Annotated in this window: 21 protein-coding genes; 14 read left to right on the top strand and 7 right to left on the bottom strand. The window is 64.1% G+C overall.

Annotated elements, in window-relative coordinates; all coding sequences use genetic code 11:
- The first annotated feature begins 21 nt into the window (after positions 1-21).
- From ASH04_RS10975 to ASH04_RS10960, 4 genes are all read left to right on the top strand, one after another.
- The gene (locus ASH04_RS10975) at positions 22-648 is read left to right on the top strand and encodes a GntR family transcriptional regulator (protein ID WP_057473518.1); all 627 of its coding nucleotides are present in this window, start codon (positions 22-24) and stop codon (positions 646-648) included.
- 178 nt (positions 649-826) lie between these two features.
- Positions 827-2,302: an MFS transporter gene (locus ASH04_RS10970; RefSeq protein WP_200937312.1), complete on the top strand. Its 1,476-nt coding sequence runs from the start codon at positions 827-829 to the stop codon at positions 2,300-2,302.
- Positions 2,303-2,335: 33 nt separating this feature from the next.
- The gene (locus ASH04_RS10965) at positions 2,336-3,256 is read left to right on the top strand and encodes an ABC transporter substrate-binding protein (RefSeq protein ID WP_057473517.1); all 921 of its coding nucleotides are present in this window, start codon (positions 2,336-2,338) and stop codon (positions 3,254-3,256) included.
- Between the two features lie 2 nt (positions 3,257-3,258).
- Positions 3,259-4,242 carry an ornithine cyclodeaminase family protein gene (locus tag ASH04_RS10960; protein WP_057473516.1) on the top strand — a complete coding sequence of 328 codons (984 nt, stop codon included), beginning with the start codon at positions 3,259-3,261 and terminating at the stop codon, positions 4,240-4,242.
- A 6-nt stretch (positions 4,243-4,248) separates the two neighbouring features.
- Here the strand turns inward: ASH04_RS10960 and ASH04_RS10955 are convergent, their stop codons facing one another.
- Positions 4,249-5,475, bottom strand: coding sequence for a sensor domain-containing protein (locus ASH04_RS10955; protein WP_057473515.1), 1,227 nt, complete (start codon positions 5,473-5,475; stop codon positions 4,249-4,251).
- 135 nt (positions 5,476-5,610) lie between these two features.
- Here ASH04_RS10955 and ASH04_RS10950 point away from each other — a divergent pair, with 135 nt between their 5' ends.
- From ASH04_RS10950 to ASH04_RS10940, 3 genes are read left to right on the top strand one after another with little or no spacing between them, the layout of a single operon-like run.
- Positions 5,611-6,816, top strand: coding sequence for an MFS transporter (locus ASH04_RS10950; RefSeq protein ID WP_057473911.1), 1,206 nt, complete (start codon positions 5,611-5,613; stop codon positions 6,814-6,816).
- Positions 6,817-6,846: 30 nt separating this feature from the next.
- On the top strand, positions 6,847-7,203 hold the full coding sequence (locus ASH04_RS26515) for an ArsR/SmtB family transcription factor (RefSeq protein ID WP_032366952.1): 357 nt from the start codon (positions 6,847-6,849) through the stop codon (positions 7,201-7,203).
- A 53-nt stretch (positions 7,204-7,256) separates the two neighbouring features.
- On the top strand, positions 7,257-7,994 hold the full coding sequence (locus tag ASH04_RS10940; RefSeq protein ID WP_052057102.1) for a TetR/AcrR family transcriptional regulator: 738 nt from the start codon (positions 7,257-7,259) through the stop codon (positions 7,992-7,994).
- Here the strand turns inward: ASH04_RS10940 and ASH04_RS10935 are convergent.
- A complete protein-coding gene (locus ASH04_RS10935; RefSeq protein ID WP_032366953.1) occupies positions 7,967-8,935 on the bottom strand; it encodes an AurF N-oxygenase family protein in 969 nt (322 codons plus the stop codon). The genes ASH04_RS10940 and ASH04_RS10935 overlap by 28 nt on opposite strands.
- A gap of 163 nt (positions 8,936-9,098) precedes the next feature.
- Entirely contained in the window at positions 9,099-9,422 is a 324-nt protein-coding gene (locus ASH04_RS10930; RefSeq protein ID WP_141215110.1) for a hypothetical protein, read from the bottom strand.
- Between the two features lie 155 nt (positions 9,423-9,577).
- Between ASH04_RS10930 and ASH04_RS10925 the strand changes: the two genes are divergently transcribed.
- On the top strand, positions 9,578-10,372 hold the full coding sequence (locus tag ASH04_RS10925; RefSeq protein ID WP_032366954.1) for an SDR family NAD(P)-dependent oxidoreductase: 795 nt from the start codon (positions 9,578-9,580) through the stop codon (positions 10,370-10,372).
- 10 nt (positions 10,373-10,382) lie between these two features.
- On the opposite strand, the gene ASH04_RS10920 is transcribed toward ASH04_RS10925, so the two are convergent.
- The gene (locus tag ASH04_RS10920) at positions 10,383-11,306 is read right to left on the bottom strand and encodes a GGDEF domain-containing protein (protein WP_057473514.1); all 924 of its coding nucleotides are present in this window, start codon (positions 11,304-11,306) and stop codon (positions 10,383-10,385) included.
- 252 nt (positions 11,307-11,558) lie between these two features.
- On the opposite strand from ASH04_RS10920, the gene ASH04_RS10915 reads away from it, so the two are divergent.
- Complete coding sequence (locus tag ASH04_RS10915) at positions 11,559-12,533, top strand: GGDEF domain-containing protein (RefSeq protein WP_057473513.1); 975 nt, start codon at positions 11,559-11,561, stop codon at positions 12,531-12,533.
- A gap of 65 nt (positions 12,534-12,598) precedes the next feature.
- On the opposite strand, the gene ASH04_RS10910 is transcribed toward ASH04_RS10915, so the two are convergent.
- Entirely contained in the window at positions 12,599-13,621 is a 1,023-nt protein-coding gene (locus ASH04_RS10910) for an ABC transporter substrate-binding protein (protein WP_057473512.1), read from the bottom strand.
- Between the two features lie 170 nt (positions 13,622-13,791).
- Between ASH04_RS10910 and ASH04_RS10905 the strand changes: the two genes are divergently transcribed.
- From ASH04_RS10905 to ASH04_RS10885, 5 genes are read left to right on the top strand one after another with little or no spacing between them, the layout of a single operon-like run.
- Positions 13,792-14,796 carry a dioxygenase family protein gene (locus ASH04_RS10905; protein WP_057473511.1) on the top strand — a complete coding sequence of 335 codons (1,005 nt, stop codon included), beginning with the start codon at positions 13,792-13,794 and terminating at the stop codon, positions 14,794-14,796.
- Between the two features lie 33 nt (positions 14,797-14,829).
- Complete coding sequence (gene tatA, locus ASH04_RS10900; RefSeq protein ID WP_032366957.1) at positions 14,830-15,036, top strand: twin-arginine translocase TatA/TatE family subunit; 207 nt, start codon at positions 14,830-14,832, stop codon at positions 15,034-15,036.
- On the top strand, positions 15,033-15,812 hold the full coding sequence (tatC, locus tag ASH04_RS10895) for a twin-arginine translocase subunit TatC (protein WP_057473510.1): 780 nt from the start codon (positions 15,033-15,035) through the stop codon (positions 15,810-15,812). The genes tatA and tatC overlap by 4 nt, the downstream gene beginning before the upstream one ends.
- Complete coding sequence (locus tag ASH04_RS10890; protein ID WP_057473509.1) at positions 15,800-16,249, top strand: Sec-independent protein translocase subunit TatA/TatB; 450 nt, start codon at positions 15,800-15,802, stop codon at positions 16,247-16,249. The genes tatC and ASH04_RS10890 overlap by 13 nt, the downstream gene beginning before the upstream one ends.
- 50 nt (positions 16,250-16,299) lie before the next feature.
- The gene (locus ASH04_RS10885) at positions 16,300-17,364 is read left to right on the top strand and encodes an isopenicillin N synthase family dioxygenase (RefSeq protein WP_057473508.1); all 1,065 of its coding nucleotides are present in this window, start codon (positions 16,300-16,302) and stop codon (positions 17,362-17,364) included.
- Between the two features lie 12 nt (positions 17,365-17,376).
- Here the strand turns inward: ASH04_RS10885 and ASH04_RS10880 are convergent, their stop codons facing one another.
- Positions 17,377-18,819, bottom strand: a complete 1,443-nt coding sequence (locus tag ASH04_RS10880) for a sugar transferase (protein ID WP_057473910.1) — start codon at positions 18,817-18,819, stop codon at positions 17,377-17,379.
- Between the two features lie 166 nt (positions 18,820-18,985).
- Positions 18,986-19,693 (bottom strand): GAF domain-containing protein, encoded by a 708-nt coding sequence (locus ASH04_RS10875; RefSeq protein ID WP_032383068.1) that lies wholly within the window; start codon positions 19,691-19,693, stop codon positions 18,986-18,988.
- Positions 19,694-19,697 lie beyond the last annotated feature (4 nt).

Genomic DNA, 19,697 nt, shown 5'->3' with positions numbered 1-19,697 from the left:
GCCCGCACTAGACTCCACTTCGTGAATTCAGACGACGAATCACCCGGCGACACGATTGCTCAGACGTTGCGTGACGACATTCTGTCGGGTCGACGCGTCGGCGGTGAGCGGCTGATCGAGGAGTCGATTGCCAAGGCGTTCGGCGTGTCTCGCGTGCCGGTCCGCGAGGCGCTGGCTCAGCTGCAGGCCGAGGGTTTCGTCACCATCGTTCGCTATCGGGGTGCGACGGTGTCCACCACCCTGCACAAGGAGAACAAGGAACTTCTCGAGGTTCGTCATGGTCTCGAGGTCTTGGCTGCTCAGTTGGCAGCCAGGAACAGGGGCGGTTCCGTGGCCGCCGAACTGGCGTCGGTGGTGGAGCGGGCGCGCCACGGAGCACGATCGGACACTCCCGGCTCCACCGACGGGCCGTCGTTCCACGATCTCGTTGCGACCGCGGCAGGTAACGACCAGCTGCGCGAGATGCTGGCGGGTGTCAATCGCCGGGTCGCGTGGGGCCTCGGCGACGACCCGGGCGCATCCGTTCACGATCATGCTGCTCTGGCGGCAGCCATTCTGAACGGCTCCCCTGTGCAGGCCGGGTTTCTGATGGATGAGCACCTGCGGCGCGACGAGGATGCGTCCGCTGCAACCCCGGGGCCGTCATAGCGCCGTCTTTGTATACAATTACGAGCGATATATCGAGTCCTTAACACGTTCGTAGCGGAAGATAACGGTGACGACACATGGTTTGTATACAAATTAGGCAGTCGTTTCAGAGTGTCACCGGAGGCGACTCACCGGAAAACACCCGTTGCCGGTGCCTGCCAGCCCGCTGGAGCACACCATGTCTGCCTCTACCTCGGAATCCGTCCATCCGACCGACCCTCATCCGACCACTTCCCAGCCGACCGACACACAGCCGCCTGCCCCTGCGTCAGGACTGACCAATGCGCTCGATCGCATCGGTTTCACTCGAGTCCAAGGTGCGGTGATCCTGCTGCTGATGGCCGGACTGTTCTTCGACAGCCTCGAGCAGAACTCGACCGGAGCGATGGGCCCGCTCATCAAGGAATCACTCGGAATCGGCAATGCACAATTGACCCTCATCAACACCGCCACCGTAATCGGCGGACTGGTCGGTCGCCTCATCGGTGGATACATCGCAGACCGCTGGGGTCGCCGAATGGCGTTGAGCCTCAACCTACTCGTGTACACGCTCGGCGGTCTCATCAGCGCTGCCGCGGTGAGCTACGAGATGTTGCTCGCGAGCCGCTTCATCGTCGGTATCGGCCTCGGTGGCGAATTCACCGTCGGCTTGGCCATTCTCGCCGAACTCGTCGCAACCAGGCACCGCGGTTCACTGCTGGCCACACTCAACATCTCGTCCGGCGGCATCGGCAATATCGCGTCGTTCGGCTTCTTCATGCTCGTACTCGGCCCTCTCGGTGGAGTTCTCGGCGGCGACGACACGTCGTGGCGCTGGACCTACGTCATCCTGGCGGTGCCTGCGGTACTCGTGGTGTTCTTCCGGCGGTATCTCCCGGAGTCGCCCCGATTCCTCATGTCCAAGGGCCGAATCGACGACGCGAACCGCAGCCTCACCCGACTCGCCAGCGGATCGATCTCCGGCCTCCGAAACCCGGGCCCGACAAAGCAATTCGTCACCGCAGCGGATGTCCTTCCCGCCACCGGCAAGACGTCGTACGCAGAGGTGTTCAAAGGCCAGAATCTTCGCCGCACTGCCGCCATCGGCGCTGCCTCGTGGATGTCGTTCGGCGCTCAGGTGACGTTGCTGTTCCTCATGCCCATTCTGTTGGTCTCCCGTGGCTACTCCCTCACCGATTCACTCCTGTTCACGATGATCATGAACATCGGCAGTCTCTTCGGTGCCTGTGCTGCATGCTATTTGGCCGGCCGGGTCCGTCGCCGACCGACCGTGATGACCGCCGCCGTGCTCGGATGCATCTCTGCCATCGCTTTCGCCACGCTGGCCCACAACGTTGCGACCATCCTCGTCCTCGGCGCTGTCTTCCAGTTCTTCACGATGATGCTCAACACCATGCTCTCGGTGTGGACGCCGGAGCTGTTCCCCACGTCGATCCGCGGCATGGGCACCTCGGTCGTCAACGGAATCGGCAATGTCGCCGGCGCGGTGATGCCGTTCGCTGCACTGTTCTTCTTCGACATCGCCGGTGTGGCCGGAGTGTTCCTGATGATCGCCGGCATGTACGCCCTGCTCGTCGTCGCGGCGAAGTTCGGCCCCGAGACCTTCGGACGCTCGCTCGAGGCGGTGACCGAAAAAGAACTCGTCGCAGCGTAATCCAGAGCCTCATACGAAAGAAAGAGACACATCATGACCGATTCACTGTCCATCTCCGCCACCGCACACGGCCTGAACTACCTTCCCGAGTACTACGCCGACCACGCCGGACTCTTCGCCGACAACGGCCTCGAGGTCCACGCCAAAGCCTGCGACCCCTGGACCGGCGTGCTCGACGACCTTGCCAGCGGCGCAGCCGATATCGCTCTCGGCGGGTTGTGGGTTCCCGGAATGTACTGGGGCACATCGCGTCAGCTCACCGTGTTCGCACAGTTGAACCACCAGTTCCCCAAAGCTCTGGTCATGCGCGAGAAGCTTCAGGGCCCGTTCGACTGGTCGGCGCTCACCGGAAAGACCGTGCTCGCCCCCGGTATCGGCGGAAGCGCTCCGTACGCAATCACCGCAGGCATGATGCGGGAGAGCGGCGTGGACTCCTCACGAACCACATTCCTCCGCGATCTGTCGACTCCGATGTTCGTGGAGTTGTTCGAGGACGGGCTCGGCGACGCGATCATTCTGGACATCACCACTGCGCAGATCATGTCGGATCGAGGGACCGGCCACATCGTCGTCGAATACGCCGAGGTGGGTGGGCTAGGCCCGAACAGTGTGTATTACTGCCGCACAGACCGTTTCGAGGAACTCGAAGAGCGTCTGGTGAAGTTCGCATCCGGCCTGGACGCAGCCATGGCGACCGTCAAGGCGACACCCGTCAGTGAACTGCAGCCCCTCCTGGTCGAGCATTGGCCGAACATCGCACTGCCGACCCTGTCTGCTGCGTGCACCAAGATACAACAGTCCAGGACGTGGGACACCGTGCGTATCGATGCCGACGCCAGCGATCGTTGGATGCGAATCCTCCAGGAGGAGGGCATGGTTCACACCGCACCTCCGTTCGTAGATCTGGTCACCTCCCGCGTCGTCGATGCAGCAGAACTGACGACGGTCGGCTGACCATGGCCCTGGTACTGCGTCACTCGGAGATCACCGCCCTGCTCGACCGAACGACGATGTTCGCGGCGGTCGAGCGCGCGTTGGCCGACCTGTCGGCGGGCATCGCTCAGAATCCGGCACCGTCGTCGATGGAGGCTGCCGAGGACGGTCGAGTCATTCCGATGGTGGCGCAGTCCGGCACCTCCGAACTCGCGGTGGTGAAGGTGTTGTCGGACCTACCGGGGAACCGTTCCCGCGCTCTGCCTCGGCAGCGTTCGACCATGCTGGTGACGTCCACCCGGACCGGAGAATGTGTCGCGGTACTGGACGGCCGTGCAATCACTGCGATTCGCACGGCCGCTGCCAGTGCGGTGGCCACCCAGCACCTCGCTCGGATGGACAGTTCGATACTGGGAATCGTCGGCGCGGGAAACCTCGCCGTCGAACATGTCCGCGCCATCCACAGCGTCCGAGGCATCGATGGTGTCTTCGTCTGGTCGCGATCAGCCGATACCGTCGAACGTTTTCGAGACGCTCTGAGCGACCTGGACCTGAAGATCGAGCACGCGGTGTCCGTAGAACAGCTTGCGCACCAATCGAACATCGTGTGCACGCTCACCCCGTCGGTCGATCCCGTGCTGTTCGGAGACTGGCTGGTGGACGGCACCCATCTGAACGTCGTCGGTGCAGCGCCGCGCCCCGACGAGCGTGAGGTCGACGGAACGGCGATCGCGCGTTCACGGGTGGTGGTCGACAGCACCGCAACGGCGCTGTCCAAGTCGGGTGACGCCCTACTGGCGATCGCCGACGGAGCCGCGCAGGAATCCGACTTCCACACCGAGTTGGGGGACGTGATCACCGGACGCAAGGTCGGGCGCACGGCCGACTCCGACATCACGCTGTTCGACTCCACGGGTATCGGGCTCGAGGATCTCGCGGTCGCAGAACTGATCATCGAACGCGCTCTCTCGACCGGAATCGGGACTCGCGTCGATCTGTCGTCCTGACAGGGGTCAGCGTCGTTTCGACGAGTACATGCGTTCGTCCGCGATGTGCAGTAATTTTTCGGGGCTGACGGGTTTGTCCCAGCTCCATCCGACGCTGACCGATGCGGGTACCGGAACACCGTCGATGAGGTACGGGCCGGCCAGTAGCACCCGCACTCGTGCGGCGAGGCGTTCGACTCCGTCGGCCGATCGGGAGCTACGCAGCAGGGCCACGAATTCGTCGCCTCCGGTGCGGCAGGCGATGTCTCCGGCGCGGAGGTCGGCGCGGATGCGGGCTCCGATGGCGGCGAGCAGTCGGTCGCCTACTGCGTGGCCGTATCGATCGTTGACGGATTTGAAGGAGTCGACGTCGACGAACAGGATTCCGACGGGGGTTTCGTCGCCGGCTTCTTTGAGGGCCTGAAGTTCTGCCATCAACCGTCGGCGATTGGCCAGACCGGTCAGGTCGTCGATCAACAGTTGGCGCTCGAGTGCCGCCTCGGCTCCCTTCCGGGCGGTGATGTCCTGGATCTGAGCGATGATGATGTCGTCCCCGTCGTTGTCTCGTACCACGGTGGCGTTCCGCTGGACCCAGATCGTGGCTCCGTCCTTGCGGATGTATCGCTTTTCCGATGCCACGCTGGCGAGGGTCCCGTCGGCTAATCCGGCGAGGTGTTCGTCTGCCATCGCGATGTCGTCGGGATGTGTCAGGTCTCGAAAGGTCTTCTGCAGCAGTTCTTCCGAGGTGTACCCGAGGAGATCGCACAGTGCTTTGTTCACTTGCAGCCAGCGGCCGTCGATCGTCAGTAGCGCTTTACCGATGGGCGCGTACTCCATGGCGATCTGGAAGAGGCGGACGGCGCGGTCGCGTTCGCGTTCTGCCTCGGCACGGGCGCTGACGTCGACGACCATTGCCGTGAATCCGACGACGCCGCCGTCGACGATATCGGGGACGTAGGTGGCCTGGGTGACGCGTACGACGCCGTTGACGTCGATGAGTGTGCGGTCGAACTGTTGCTGCTCGCCGGCGAGCGCTCCCGAGATGTAGGGCTTGTTCAGTTCGTACAGTCCCTCACCGAGGAGCTCGCTGATGTGCATACCGACCAGGCGCGCCGGCTCGATGCCGAAGTAGTCGGCATAGACCTTGTTGGCGAAGACGTTGCGCTCCGAGCTGTCCCAGTAGCCGATCATCGACGGCAGCTGGTCGATGGCGCGTGCCAGTTGCCCCACTGGATACGTGCGCTGATCGGCCATTGACCACCCCTGGATATTCGTTGAGCCGACAACCGACAACGCTACAGAAAATAGCCCCTTCGTGGGGCGTTCGTCGGTGCATCTTCAATAAAACATATGAGTGCGCAAGTGCGCACGCATATGTACAGTGAACGCATGCTTCGGCACAATCACACTTTCCGACGCCTGTTCACCGCACAGGTGGTCGCGCTCGTGGGCACCGGGTTGCTGACGGTGGCGCTCGGGCTCCTGGCCTACGACATCGCCGGCAGCGCCGCCGGAGCCGTCCTCGGCACCGCATTGGCGATCAAGATGATCTCGTATGTGGTTGTTGCGCCGGTTGTTTCGTCACTGACCAGTAGGTTGCCTCGCAAGCTCGTCCTCGTCATCGCGGACGCCATCCGAGCGCTCACCGCGCTGGCGCTGCCCTTCGTCGATCAGGTGTGGCAGGTCTACGTCCTGATATTCGTGCTGCAGGCGGCGTCGGCCACGTTCACACCCACCTTTCAGGCCGTCATCCCGTCCGTCGTGCCGGACGCACAGCAGTACACCCGCGCGCTCACGCTCTCCCGCCTGGCTTACGACCTCGAGTCCCTGGTGAGCCCGCTGATCGCCGCCGCACTGCTGACGGTCGTCACCTTCCACACCCTGTTCGTCGGCACGGCGGTGGGGTTCGTCGCCTCCGCAGCAATGGTGGTCGGCACAGCCCTTCCCAGATACGTTGCACCACAACACAAGAAACCGCTCGACGGCATAGCGACGTTCGTCCGGCAGCGGGAACTCCAGGGTCTGCTTGCGCTGAACATCGTAGTCGCCGCAGCCACGGCTCTCGTACTCGTCAATACCGTTGTCTACGTGCGTGATCTGTTCGGCGGTTCGAGCACCCAATTGGCCGTCGCCCTCGGCTGTTTCGGTGCGGGGTCGATGGCGGCGGCGCTGCTCGTTCCGAGAGCCCTCGAGCGGATCTCCGACCACCGCGTCATGCTCGCCGGTGCCGCCGTCGCTGTCGTCGGCACCGCAGCCGCAGCACTCGTCGCCACCCTCGGCGGCGGGCCGACCGCATGGACCGCTCTGGCGATCACGTGGTCGATCCTGGGTATCGGCACCTCGCTGATCAACACGCCGTCGGCGAGGATCTTGCGACGAGAGTCGGACGAACACAGCCGAACCTCGATCTTCGCCGCTCAGTTCTCCCTGTCCCACGCGGCGTTTCTGCTCACGTATCCGTTGGCCGGTTGGGTCGGGGCGCAATTCGGACTGCTCGCCGCGGCGACGGTGCTCACGGCCTTGGCTACACTTGCGGCACTGTCCGCAGCACGCCTGTGGAGTCGCTCCCGAATCCCGGTCGCCGCCTCCGCATGAGGAGACGCCGTCCACAAAGGAGACACCTCGATGCCACCGAAGAAGGAACAGCGCATCAGTCTCCATCACGAGGCACAACCCGACTCCGCGCGACTGGCGACGGCAACCGACACGTTCCGGATGCTGTCCGATCCCACTCGGCTGCACATACTCTGGCTACTCGATCGCGGCCCCGCCGACGTCAGCGAGCTCACCGCGGCCACCGGCACGTCCCGCACTGCCGTCAGCCAACATCTGGCCAAGCTCCGGTTCACCGGTCTGGTCGAGACTCGCCGCGACGGACGCAACGTCATCTACAACCTCGCCGACGGGCACCTCGCTCGGCTGGTGCGTGAGGGCCTCAATTTTGCCGACCACAAGGTCACCGGTGAACCCCCGCACGAGTGACCTCCGAACCCCAACGCGCCCACAGCAGCCCGTGGAACATGAGACCATGCAGCATGAGTGACGGTGGCGCACGCCCGAAGGCCGATGGCCGCAAGCGGCGGTGGGAACAGCACAACACCGATCGTCGACGCCACATCATCGAGGCCGCGATGACGGTACTGGCCCGTGACATCGCTCCCGGGGAGCGTCTGACCACTGCACAGATCTCGGCCGAGGCGGGCGTTCATCGCACCGGCCTCTACCGGTATTTCAACGATCGCACCGATCTCGACACCGCGATTCAGCGTGCCATCTGCAAGCAGCTGAGCGCTGCGCTGGTCGCCTCGTTCGCGTTGACCGGCACTCCACGCGATGTGGTGCATCGTGTCGTGAGTACCTACGTCCGCTGGGTCGCCGAGCATCCCGCGTGGACGCGCTTCGTCGAGCAGGATGTCAGTGCCGAGTCGCCCAGTCCGCTCGAGGAGACCAATGCCCTGCTCGCCGAGCAGCTGGAGGTCAGCGTCGCGGCGTTCCTCGCGTTGGTGAATGCCGATCTGTCGCCGGAGGATTGGTCGCTGGTGCGCCCGTGGGTCGCGGGCCTGGTCTCCGGATGCATGGGCGCGGTGCGCAGCTGGAGCGCGCAAACCGAATCACGCACCGGCCTGGATCATTTCGCGACGTTCCTGGCCGACACCATCTGGCTGCAGGTCAAAGGACTTGGGGCATCCCGCGGAATCGCGATACCCCAAGTCCCTCTCGAATCTGTCACCGGCCCCCAGACAGCTCAGCCGAACGAGGGCTCACTGCGGTAGCGCGACGGTCGTCCGTCGATACCGAGGGCGCGCCACACGCGCTTGGAGACGCGGTTCATCAGTCCCAGTTCACCGGCGAGCATGCGGACGTCACCGAAGGTGTCGCGCAATGCCTTTCGTGACGATTCGCTGTTCCACCACACGGCATCCACTACCTCGTCGGGGATGTCGAGTTCGCGTCGCATCTGCTTGCTCGGCTTCATGATGACGTCGCACAGCAGCCGCATGATGACGGGCGTCAGGATCGAGATCGACGCCTTCTCGAAGGGACCGAGACGAGGTGCCTTGTAACGCAGGTACTGATGCGCGAAGCCGATGTGGCGCGCTTCCTCGGCGATGTGGATCTGCATGACGCGCTGGACCAACGGGTGGCCGACTGAGCCTCCGCGCAGAACGCCCTTCTGCATGTGGTCGATCGGCTCTTCGCCCGCGAGGACGCCGACGAAGAATCCGAACGGTGCCGAGCGGCTGGCGAACACCGTGAGCATCGGCACGATCTTGCGGAACCATCCGGGTCCACCCGGCACGTCGATGCCGATGCGGTTCACCAGCTCCTGGAACATCTGGGTATGGTGGCACTCTTCGGTGGCCTCGTGCGTCGAGTACCGGAATTCCGGTGAGTCGTTGGGCAGCGTCAGGGCGTACTGCATGAGGCCGCTGATGAGGATCTGCTCGAACTGCAGGCCTACCTTGACCATGCTGGCCTGGCGATACATGCCGATGTGGATCTGCCGATCCAGGGGAAGCGACTTGTACCAATCGGTGTGACCGAGAGGATCCTCGTCCGGGAGTACCCACCGGGGATCGTTGGGAACGATCGCGTATTCGGGCTCGTCCCAGGGAATGTCGAGGAAAGCGTCGAAGTGCTGATGCACCGATGCCGTCGACAAGGAGTGCAAGGTGTCTCGGTAGTGCGTTCGTGCGTCGTCGACTGCAGTCATGGTGGTCCTTCCGCCTGCGTCCCGAACAATCTTTACGCTACAGAGCGTCACATATAAATCCCGTTAGTGCAACGGACCGTCGCAGATACTTACCGAAATGTTGCCGAAGACGACGAGAGCCGGCCGACGCGTCGTCGACCGGCTCTCGCCACGAATCCTTACCTCACCAGTGCGGCAGCACCATCAACAGGAAGCCGAGACCGATGAGAACGCCGACCGCTCCGGTGCCGATGGCGAGCGCGGTATCGCTGCGTTCGGCGCGAGCCCCGGAGAGATCCGGGCTTCGATCCGCCCACAGCGCAGACGCGATGGCGATCAGGCCGGCTGCGATGCCGAGGCCGGCGGCCCAGAACGACACAATCGACAGAGCGCCGAACATCACGGCAATCTCGGTCACCTGCGTCCGGGTGCGAATATGTCGATTCCACCACCGCGGCGGCACGTCATCCATGTCGTGAGCGTCGAAATCAGGGGATGTCACTGTCACTGTTCTCTCCTTCCTCAGGCTCGCTGAGCTGGGGTTTGGTGCACGAAAGTATGCCTCTCCATTTTGGCACCCGACGCCCGAGAGTGCTAATCCCAAATTAGTTGCATACGCGCTATAACGGCGTAGGCTCACAACGAACACGACGAGGAGGATCCATGCACATCGAACTCGACGGACGTACTGCCCTGGTGTCCGGCTCCACGCAGGGAATCGGCTTGGCGATCGCTACAGCGCTCGCACGGTCGGGTGCCCGCGTGGTGATCAACGGGCGTTCACAGGCCACCGTGGACACAGCCGAGCAGCAGATACTCGACACCGTTCCGGGCGCGCGTGTCATCGGCGTCGCCGCCGACCTCGCCACCGCCGAGGGCGTCGAGCAACTCACCGCGCGCGTCCCCGCGGTCGACATCCTCGTCAACAACCTCGGCATCTTCGGATCCAAGCCCGCCCTCGAGATCGACGACGACGAATGGCGTCGCTACTTCGAGGTCAACGTGCTCTCGGCCGTCCGCCTGATCCGCACCTACCTGCCCGGGATGATGGAATTCGGCTGGGGTCGAGTGCAGAACATCTGTAGCGACTCCGCCGTGGTCATTCCCGAGGAGATGATCCACTACGGCATGACGAAGACCGCGTTGCTGGCCGTAAGTCGCGGATTCGCCAAAGCTGCTGCCGGGACCGGAGTTACGGTCAATTCCGTCATCGTCGGCCCCACCCATACCGGCGGGGTGGAGGATTTCGTGGCCGAGCTCGTCGGCGACGACCTCCCGTGGGATGAGGCTCAGGCGACATTCATGAAGAACCATCGCCCGAACTCGTTGATAGGCAGACTGATCGAGCCCGAGGAAGTCGGCAACATGATCGTCTACTTGAGCTCGGATCAGGCGTCGGCCACCACCGGCGGCGCTCTGCGGGTCGACGGCGGTTACGTCGATTCCATCCTGCCCTGACCGAGCACTGTCAGCGCCTGCGGCGCAGCATCTTTCGGCGGTACATGTCGGCGTCGGCAACCTGGGTCAGCGCCTCGAGTACGTCGGGTCCGGGGGAACCGACGGCGATGCCGTACGTGACCGAGACGACATGCCCGTCGACGAGTTCCTGCGCGAGAGCGTCGATCTGCACCGCGTCGAGGCCGGCGACGAGGACGATGAACTCGTCGCCGCCGAGCCGGGCGATCACACTTCCGGCCGGTGCTTTCTCGGTCAGCGTGTCGGCGAGCCCGATGAGAATGCGGTCGCCCGCAGCGTGGCCGTCCCTGTCGTTGACGGCTTTGAAGTGGTCGACATCGAACACGATCGCGGCGATGTTCTCCGATCGACGAGCCGCTCGGGCAGCGAGATTCGTCGCCGCGTCGACGGCACCGGCGCGGTTGAACACCCCGGTGAGCGGGTCACGGAGAGCGCCTGCGATCAGGGCGGCGCCGAGAGCGCCGAACACCTCGGCGGCAGCGAGAATGCACACGACATAGAGCGCGCCCCACAGCATCGGTGCCGGGGCGGGCGCGAGCAGCAGCGCCGTGGCCGACAGCAGAGCCAGCGCGACGCACAGGACCCGTGCCACGACGACGGGATACGTCGCGCGCAGGTAGAGCGCCAGAAACATCGCGGGAATCAACGCCCACACCTGGGCAGCGAGATTCTCATGGGTCAGCATCGTCAGCGCTGGAGCCAGTGCCGCACACACAATGGCGATCCCCTGCCGCACCGGGCCGGGTCGACGAGACAGGATCGCGACGAATCCCACCGCAGCGACCACTGCGGCCCACATCTCACCCATGGCCCCGGCGCCGTTCGTGTCGGCCCAGGATGCGACGAACGCGGCCGAATAGAGCACCAGCTGTACAGCGAGAAGGGACGACAGAACGCGGCGACGCGAGTCGATCACCACCGACCCCGCGCTCGCCGGCTGCCTGTTTCGCCGTGGGGACACAGCTCATCATCGCCGCCTACCCGCTGGCGTTACCGGACCGCCCCGTACTTTTCCTGCATCAGCAACACGATCAGCCGGAAAAGCGGGCACGCTGTGGCGGCATTCACCGCCGCCGATGAGCTCGTCCGATGCGAAAGTCGTCGCAGGCAACGGAACGGCGGGGTCGTGGTCGAGACAGGTGCCGTGCGCCCTGGCAGGGTATTGGCCATGCCCTCGTTCCCGCACGTTCCGCATCCGAGTTCGGTGCACGGTACGGCGGGTCTCCGGACGCGGCTGTTGATGTACTTTCTGCTGGCCACAACCGGTCTCTACGCAGTGGGGGTGATCTTGACGTTGCTGCCTCACGGCGACCGGGTGACGTCCGATGTCACCGGTGGTGTCGTGGCTGTCGGTCTGGGAGCGGCCGGCGTGGTGATGCTGTGGGTTCGACCCGGTACCGCGGTGGCGCTTCGGCTTGCCCTGGCCGCGGCGATGGTGGCGACACCCGCGGTGATGGCGTTCCATCGGCTCGCGGCGGCGCAGAGCCAGTGTCTGATCGCGGCGATGTTTCTGGCGATGTACATCCGTGCGTTCCATCGGGACGGACCCGGCAGAGTGCTGGTCGGCGTGCTGGTGGCGAGTGTGCTGTCGGCGGTGTGGGTTTCTCCTGCTCCGATGTATCCGATTTCGTACCTGATCTTCGGCGTCGCGGTGATTGCCGCAGGCGAGGCGTTCGGTGTGGTGACCAAGTCTCTCATCGTGGCGTCGTGCACCGATCCTCTGACCGGAGTGTTCAACCGGGCGGGATGGGAGATGGCCGCGGCGGAGGTGGCAGGCAACAGGACTGCGGAGCTCCCGGTCGCGGTGGTGATCGTCGACGTGGACAATTTCAAGGCCGTCAACGATTCGGGCGGACATCGTGCGGGTGACGAACTGCTGATCGATCTGGCGCAGTCCTGGACCCGCGCAGCTCCCTCCGACGCCGTGATCGCACGTCTGGGCGGTGACGAGTTCGCGGCGCTCCTGACAGGGCACAGCCGTGACGTGGTCGACGAGTTCGCCCGGATCACCGCCGAGTCGTTGCCCTACGCCAGCGTCGGAACAGCTCAGTCCACGGATCCGCAGGAGTCTGTCTCGGACATTCTCGCCCGCGCGGACGAAAATCTGTACGGCGTCAAACATGTTCGCCGAGAACGCCCTTGAGGAGTCGGTGTCATGGGGGAATCCCCACGTCGCCAAAGCAAATCCCTACCCGCATCGCTGCCGCGTCAGTTCCCGGCTACCTCGGTAGCCCGAGCGAGTCCGTCGACGAGGGTCGGCAGGAAGTACGGAATCGACAGTGCCGTCGGGCCTACTGCGGCCCCGGCTTCCTGGCCGACGAATCCTGCCACTGCTCCCCCGGCGACGGCCGGGATCTGCCGCGTCACCGGTGAACCCGTGAATTCGGCCAGTGCAGCGTCGGTGTCGACCTGAGTGAACACCACGTCGGCGTCGATTTTCGAGATGTTCTCCGCTGAGACGGTGGTCGAGAACGTCGAGTCGCCGCTCGCCAGGTCCGTCACCGACGGGTCCGAGGTGAAGCCGAGATTCTCGAGCAACTCCACTCGCGGGTCGGACGGCAGCAGCAGGTAGTAGACATCTGCGGCCTCGGACACGTAAGCGATTGTGCGACCCTCGAACTCGGGGTGTTGCGAGCCTGCGTCGGTGACCTGCTTGTCCAGATCGGCGACGAGTTCACGAGCCCGATCCGGCACGCCCAGCACGTCGCCCGTGGTGGTGATGACGTCGCGCCACGGCGTAGACCACAGCTCTTCCGGCGGTGCGATGACGGGGATTCCGGCGTCGGTCACCGCGTCGTACTCTGCCTGGGTCAGACCCGAATGCGGGGCGAGCAGAACGTCGGGGTCGGCGGCGAGCACCTTCTCGACCGTCAATGCGTTGGTCACGTTGTCCAGCAACGTCGGAGCGGGGCCACCGCTGGCGTCGATGGCGTCGGAGATCCACGGATAGATCAGGTCCTCTCCGCCGCCGTATTCGGCCGACGGCATGGCCACCGGCACCACACCCAGTGCGAGCACGGCGTCGGTGGTGCCGAAGCCCCACGTGGCAATTCGCTCAGGCACGGCGTCGAGTGTGGTCTCGCCGTACATGTGCTGCACGGTCAACGGAAACGAGTCGGTGGACGACGCGGCGGGGGCGGAAGCGTCGTCGGCATCGGACAAGCTGCAGCTCGCCAGAGCGAGCGAGGTGAGCACAGCGGCAGCGAGGCTGGTCAGTACACGATGAGTCATGAAAAGTCCTGTATGTCGGGGTGGTGACTAGAGGTTAGCCTTAGCTTCCCTGAACCGCGAAATCGCCCTCCCAGGAACCTCCCAGCCGGAGCCCAGGGTTCTCCCCGGATCTCCGCAGAGTATGGGCACTACCGAAACATCCAGTGCCACATCGAAGGAGACAGAGCGCGATGCCTCGCATTCCCGAACCCACGAACACCCCCGACGGACCCGCGTACGAAGGTCGACTGCTCGACCGTCCCGACGAGGAGGTGGTCGATCAGGGTGCCGCTTTCGACATCACCACCCTTCTGACCCGCCGCCGCGTTCTGAGCATCGTCGGAGCCGGTGCCGGCGCGCTCGCCCTCGCGGCGTGCTCGAGTACGTCGAACGCCGGAAGTACCACCACCACAGCTGCATCGACGACGGCGACCACCGCCTCGGCCACGAGCGAGATTCCACAGGAGACCAACGGCCCGTATCCCGCCGACGGCACCAACGGCGTCAACGTTCTCGAAGAATCGGGAATCGTTCGCCGCGACGTGACGTCGAGCCTCGACGGCGGCACCACGGTCAGCGGTGTGCCAATGTCGTTCACGTTCACCCTCACCGACATGGCGAACGACAACCGCCCCTTCGAGGGGGCAGCGGTCTACCTGTGGCAGTGCGACGCGAACGGCAAGTACTCGATGTACTCCGAGGGTGCCGAGGACGAGACGTACCTACGCGGTGTGCAGGCGGCCGATGCGAGCGGGAGCGTCACCTTCGACACCATCGTGCCCGGCTGCTACTCCGGCCGCTGGACGCACATGCACTTCGAGGTCTACCCCGACGCAGCGTCGGCAACCAACGCCGAGAACGCAATTGCCACGTCGCAGGTCGCCTTTCCGCAGGAGATCCTGAACGACATCTACCAGCTCGACACCTATCCGGGCTCCGCGAGCAACCTGGCCCAGCTCGGCAGTCTCGCCAACGACAACGTGTTCGGCGACGGCTACGACCTGGAGATGGGCACCTTCACCGGCGACCCCACGAGCGGCTACGTCGGCTCGCTGGCAGTCGCGATCGACACCACCACCGAACCCGCCATGAGCGCAGCGCCTTCCGGCGGCGGTGCGGGCGGCGGCGGCGGACAACCGCCGATGGGCGGCACACCCCCGGCCGGCGGACCTGCCGGCACCGCTCCCACCAACTGACTCTCCCCGACACTACCCACCGAAGGAAACATCATGTTGCACAACCTCACTGGATGGCACGCCCTCGTCGTTCTCGCCATCGTTCTGCTCGTGTTCGGTTCGACCAAACTCCCCTCGCTCGCCAAGGGTGTGGGCCAGTCGATGCGCATTCTCAAAGACGAAGTGCGTGAGGACAAAGCGAAGACATCGGCGACGCCCGACGACGTCTCGGTCCCGGTTCCGTACCGACACGCCTCATGACCGCAGCCACCGCCGTGCGGGGTGCGATGCCCCTTGCCGGGCACATGCGCGAGGCACGTCACCGTGCGATCCGTGCGGCGGTGTCGCTGCTCGTCGGCGTCGTGATCGGCTTCGCGAGCTCCGATCGGATTCTCGACATACTCCGCGGCCCCGTCGAGGAACTGGCGCTGTCCCGCCAGGCCAGCCTCAACTTCGAGACCGTTACGGGCGCATTCGATCTCCAGCTGCGGATCGCACTGTTCACCGGCGTCATCGTGTCGAGTCCGGTGTGGTTGCGGGAGATCTTCGCTTATCTCACTCCAGGATTGACCCGTCGCGAGAAGAAGTACGTTCTCGGTTTCTCTGCGGCCGCTACCCCACTGTTCGTCGCCGGCTGCGCGTTCGGGTTCACCATCTTCCCTCGTATGGTGAGCGTGCTCGCGGGCTTCTCCTCCGACGAGGACAGCACCATCCTCAACGCGTCGTACTACGTGGATTTCGTCATGAAGATCGTGTTGGCAACCGGTATCGCCTTCGTCCTGCCGGCAGTGTTGGTGATGCTGAACTGCCTCGGCGTCGTCTCCGCGCACAGGCTGCGCAGCAGTTGGCGTGTCAGCGTGGTGGCGATCGCCCTGTTCAGCGCGCTGGTCACCCCCGCGGCAGACGTGCTGTCCATGTTCCTCGTCGCGCTGCCGATGGTCACCCTGTTCGGCGCGGCTCTCGCGATCACCGAGATACACGACAGACGATCGTCCAGACGTGCTACTGCACAGGAGAATTCATCATGTTCGGCCTGACATTAGAGAAATTGTTCCTCGTCGCGATCATTGCGGGGTTCGTCCTCGGCCCGCAGAGACTGCCCGGCTACGCCCACCGACTCGGACGGGCGGTGCGCACGCTGCGGCACTTCGTCGACAGCACCCGCAGCACAGCGGAGGCCGAGATGGGCGTCCCGCTGCGCCGCAGCGAGTGGGAGTCGTTGGACCTCAAGCAGTACGACCCACGCCGCATCGTCGCCGACGCACTGCGCGAGAACGACGTTCTGCGAGAGAACGATACGGCGCTGCCGACCGATCCGGATATGGTCGCAGAGGCCGCCCGAGTACGACCCGGTCAGAAGTATCTGATCACGGGACCGTCGTCGCATCCGCGTCGCGTGCTCATCGAGTCACTGCCCGAGAACGATCCACGCCGGATCGCCGCCGAGGCATCGACGCGCGAGAATGCGTGCTGAGGCGGTAAATTGTCGGCTCAGCAGCCAGGACTACAGGAGTGTGAACGCCGATGTCCGATCACCGTGCAGACGAGTTCGAGATCCCCACGATAGACATCGGCCCCTTCGTCTCGGGCAGTACGGCCGATGCGGGTGCCCGAGCTCGTGTGGTGGCCGAGATCGACGATGCCTGCACCCGTTCCGGATTCATGCAGATCATCGGGCACGGCATCGGAGACGATGTGCTCGACGGTCTGGCGCGGTCCATCGACTCGTTCTTCGCGCTGCCGCTTGCGACCAAGAACGAGTACCGGATACCCGACGCGAATCGTGGATACAGCCCGCCCAAGAGCGAATCATTGAGCCTCAGTGTGGGAGTCGAGTCGGCATCGCGGATGAACGACTTCTTCGAGGCGTTCAATGTGGGGGTCGAAGCGCGGTCCTTCGACTCCCTCGATCTGGACGAGTCGGATTACGGGATCAACGTGTGGCCCGACGAGCTGCCGGATTTCCGCAGCGACGTCGACAGGTATTTCGCCGAGGCGTCTCGGGTTGCCCGCACTCTCACCGGAATCTTCGCTGCGGCACTCGAGCTACCGGTCGACTTTTTCGACACGCTCACCGACCACTCGATCGACGTGCTGCGGATGAACAACTACGCCCTGCCCGAGGGCATGGTCACCCTCGACGGTGACCTCACCGGCATGGGCGAGCACACCGATTTCGGTATCGTGACGGTGTTGTGGGCCGACCAGGTGGCCGGTCTTCAGGTGCTGGGTACCGACCGCGTGTGGCACGACGTCGCTCCTCGTGACGGAGCGCTGTTGGTGAACCTGGGAGACCTCACTGCGCGATTGACCAACGACCGGTGGCTGTCCACTCTGCATCGCGTCAAGCCACCCGTCGTCGACGGCACCATCGTGCGTCGGCGGTCGGCGGCGTTCTTCCACGACGGCAATGTCGACGCGGTGATCTCCACGTTGCCGTCGCACCTCGACGCGGATTCCGGCCTGGCCTACGAGCCGGTGTCGGTACGCGATCACATCGCCGCCAAGCTCGCCGGATCGCGGCAGGGCAAGGCGAATGTCGGCGCGGTCCGCGAGGCCGCACGCGTACGCGCGGCGGAAGGCCGATGACGGACGCGTCGGTCAGTCTTCCGACCTCTTGAGCACGGCGATGCACGTCAGAAAGACGATCTTGATATCGAGCCGGAGGGACCAGTTCTCGATGTAGTAGTTGTCCCATTCCGCACGATCCGCGATGGGGGTCTGACCGCGCAATCCGTTCACCTGAGCCCATCCGGTGAGACCTGCTTTGACGCGATGTCGCTCTCCGTAGCGTCTGATCTGCGCTGCGAACAGATCGACGTACTCCGGCCGCTCGGGACGGGGGCCTACCAGGCTCATGTCGCCGCGGAGCACGTTGATGAGCTGAGGCAGCTCGTCGAGCGAGGTCTGCCGCATGATCTTGCCGATCCTGGTGCGTCGATCCACGCCTTCCACACCGCCGGGTGCCGCTCCCTCGGTCCGGACGAAGTCCGCATCGGAGTCACGTGGTGGCCGCATGGACCGGAACTTCAAGCAGTCGAACGGAACTCCGTCTCGGCCGATTCGTTCTTGCGCGAAAAAGATGGGCCCGGGGGAACTCGCCCGTACCAGCACGGTGAGCACGAGGAACACCGGCGACAGCAGCAGCAGAGCCAGTCCGGCAGCGACCCGGTCCAGTGCGCCCTTGAGGACGAACTGCCACCCCCTCGGATCGACGTGCCGCAACACCATCAGGGGCAGCCCGCCCAGATGCTCTATGCGCGCGTGCATTCCGACGGTGTCGAACATGCGAGGTACGAGCCAGACGCGGGCACCGGCATGCTGTGCCGCACGGATCGCGTCGACTATTTGTTCGTGCGGAGCCGACGCGAACGCGATCACCACCTCTTCCACCCGATGCGCTCGGACTATTCGAGTCAGGTCGGTGAGCGGTCCCAGATACGAGAGCTCCTGTTGCACTAATGGATCGACGACGGACACAGAGTCGACTGTCCCGACGAGATCCATCCCGTACTCGGAGGACTGCTTCATTCTGCGCGCCAGTTGCTCTGTGACGGGACCACTTCCGACGATGACAGTCGGTGCACTCGCATGGTGTTTCGCGCGAAGCCAGCGCTGCCCCCATGCCCGTGCCAGGCACGCGGTCGCGAGCGCAACAGCTGCGCACAGCCACACACGGACCATGACCGCACCTGGGCGATAGGGAGTCTCGATGGCCAGTATGAAAGCGAGCGTGATCAGGGTCGCGAAAGCGACGGCGGATTGAACCGGGCCGATTTCATCGATGAAGTTTCGTCGAAGCCCACGTCGGTAGAGCTTTCTCGACGCGAGCAGCACCAGGACCGTGGGCACGAACAACCATGGGTACCACCCCAACGCAGAGACGCTACCGGAGCGCCACTGGACGCCTTCGGCTACGCCGATGGCGGCGGCGAGCGCGTCGAAAAGAACGGTGAGGATCGTACGAACAGAGTTGCTCCGTATTCGATCCGATACGTTCCTCCCGAAGCGGGCTTTCACTGACTGCGGTGTCGATATCGTCATCGTCGATCCGCGCGAGTTCGACTCGATATCCGGTCCTTCCACGTTTCATGTCCTCAGAGCGGTGACGCCGTTCGGCAGTCGACATTTCGTACACCGAAGACATATCACCCTTCACGCTCTTCCGGCGTGCAACGCAAGCATTGTCACTGCCGAAACAGCGCTGCTGTCAACGAATTCGCTGTTGAATGAGCCAAGCAATGTCTTCGAGGGTCTTCACGTGGCCGGACGTCCATTTACGTGGTCGGTAGTCCCACACATCCAGCATTCCGACGGTGAAACCCGCGTCGGACTTGATCGGCGCTGCCATATAGGCGATCAGATCCGCAGTCGCGTGATCCCTCAATAGCGCGTGCTCTCGAATGTCCTGTGCCACCAGCGTTTCACCGGTTTCCACCACGACACGACACGCCGACCGTTCCACCGCTACGGTCTGTGGCTGCGCTGCCGTTCCCGATGTTCCGACGCTGGCTTTGATGAATTGTGTGTGATCGTCGACGAACGAGATCGACGCACCCTGTGCTCCCATGGCTCGCAAGGTCATCCGGGCCAGTTTGTCGAACTGCTCGTCACGAGAACTGCCGATCATGCCGGTAGCTCGTACGGCGGCGAGACGGTCCACGTCGCCGATCTGCAGGTACGTCTGCGGAAGTGACGTCGAATCGGGATCGGACAACTCGATGTTCTCGTACTCGAAACTGCGGGCGTCCGCGAGCACCGCGGCCACTTCCGGTGAAGACTCTCGTTCGAGTTCGGTGACGAGCCGAGTGATGATTGCCCGACGTGCGTAGGTGTTGAGGGACTCGCCGGCCTTGTCGGCATGGTGCGTCAACAGCCTGTTGATTCGATCTCCGAATCCGGTTTTTCCCAAGTCCACCTAT

The organism is Rhodococcus sp. Leaf233 (assembly GCF_001426165.1).
Taxonomy (GTDB): domain Bacteria; phylum Actinomycetota; class Actinomycetes; order Mycobacteriales; family Mycobacteriaceae; genus Rhodococcoides; species Rhodococcoides fascians.
The sequence above is the reverse complement of the archived record's forward strand: the minus strand, read 5'-3'. Positions and strand labels throughout refer to the sequence as shown.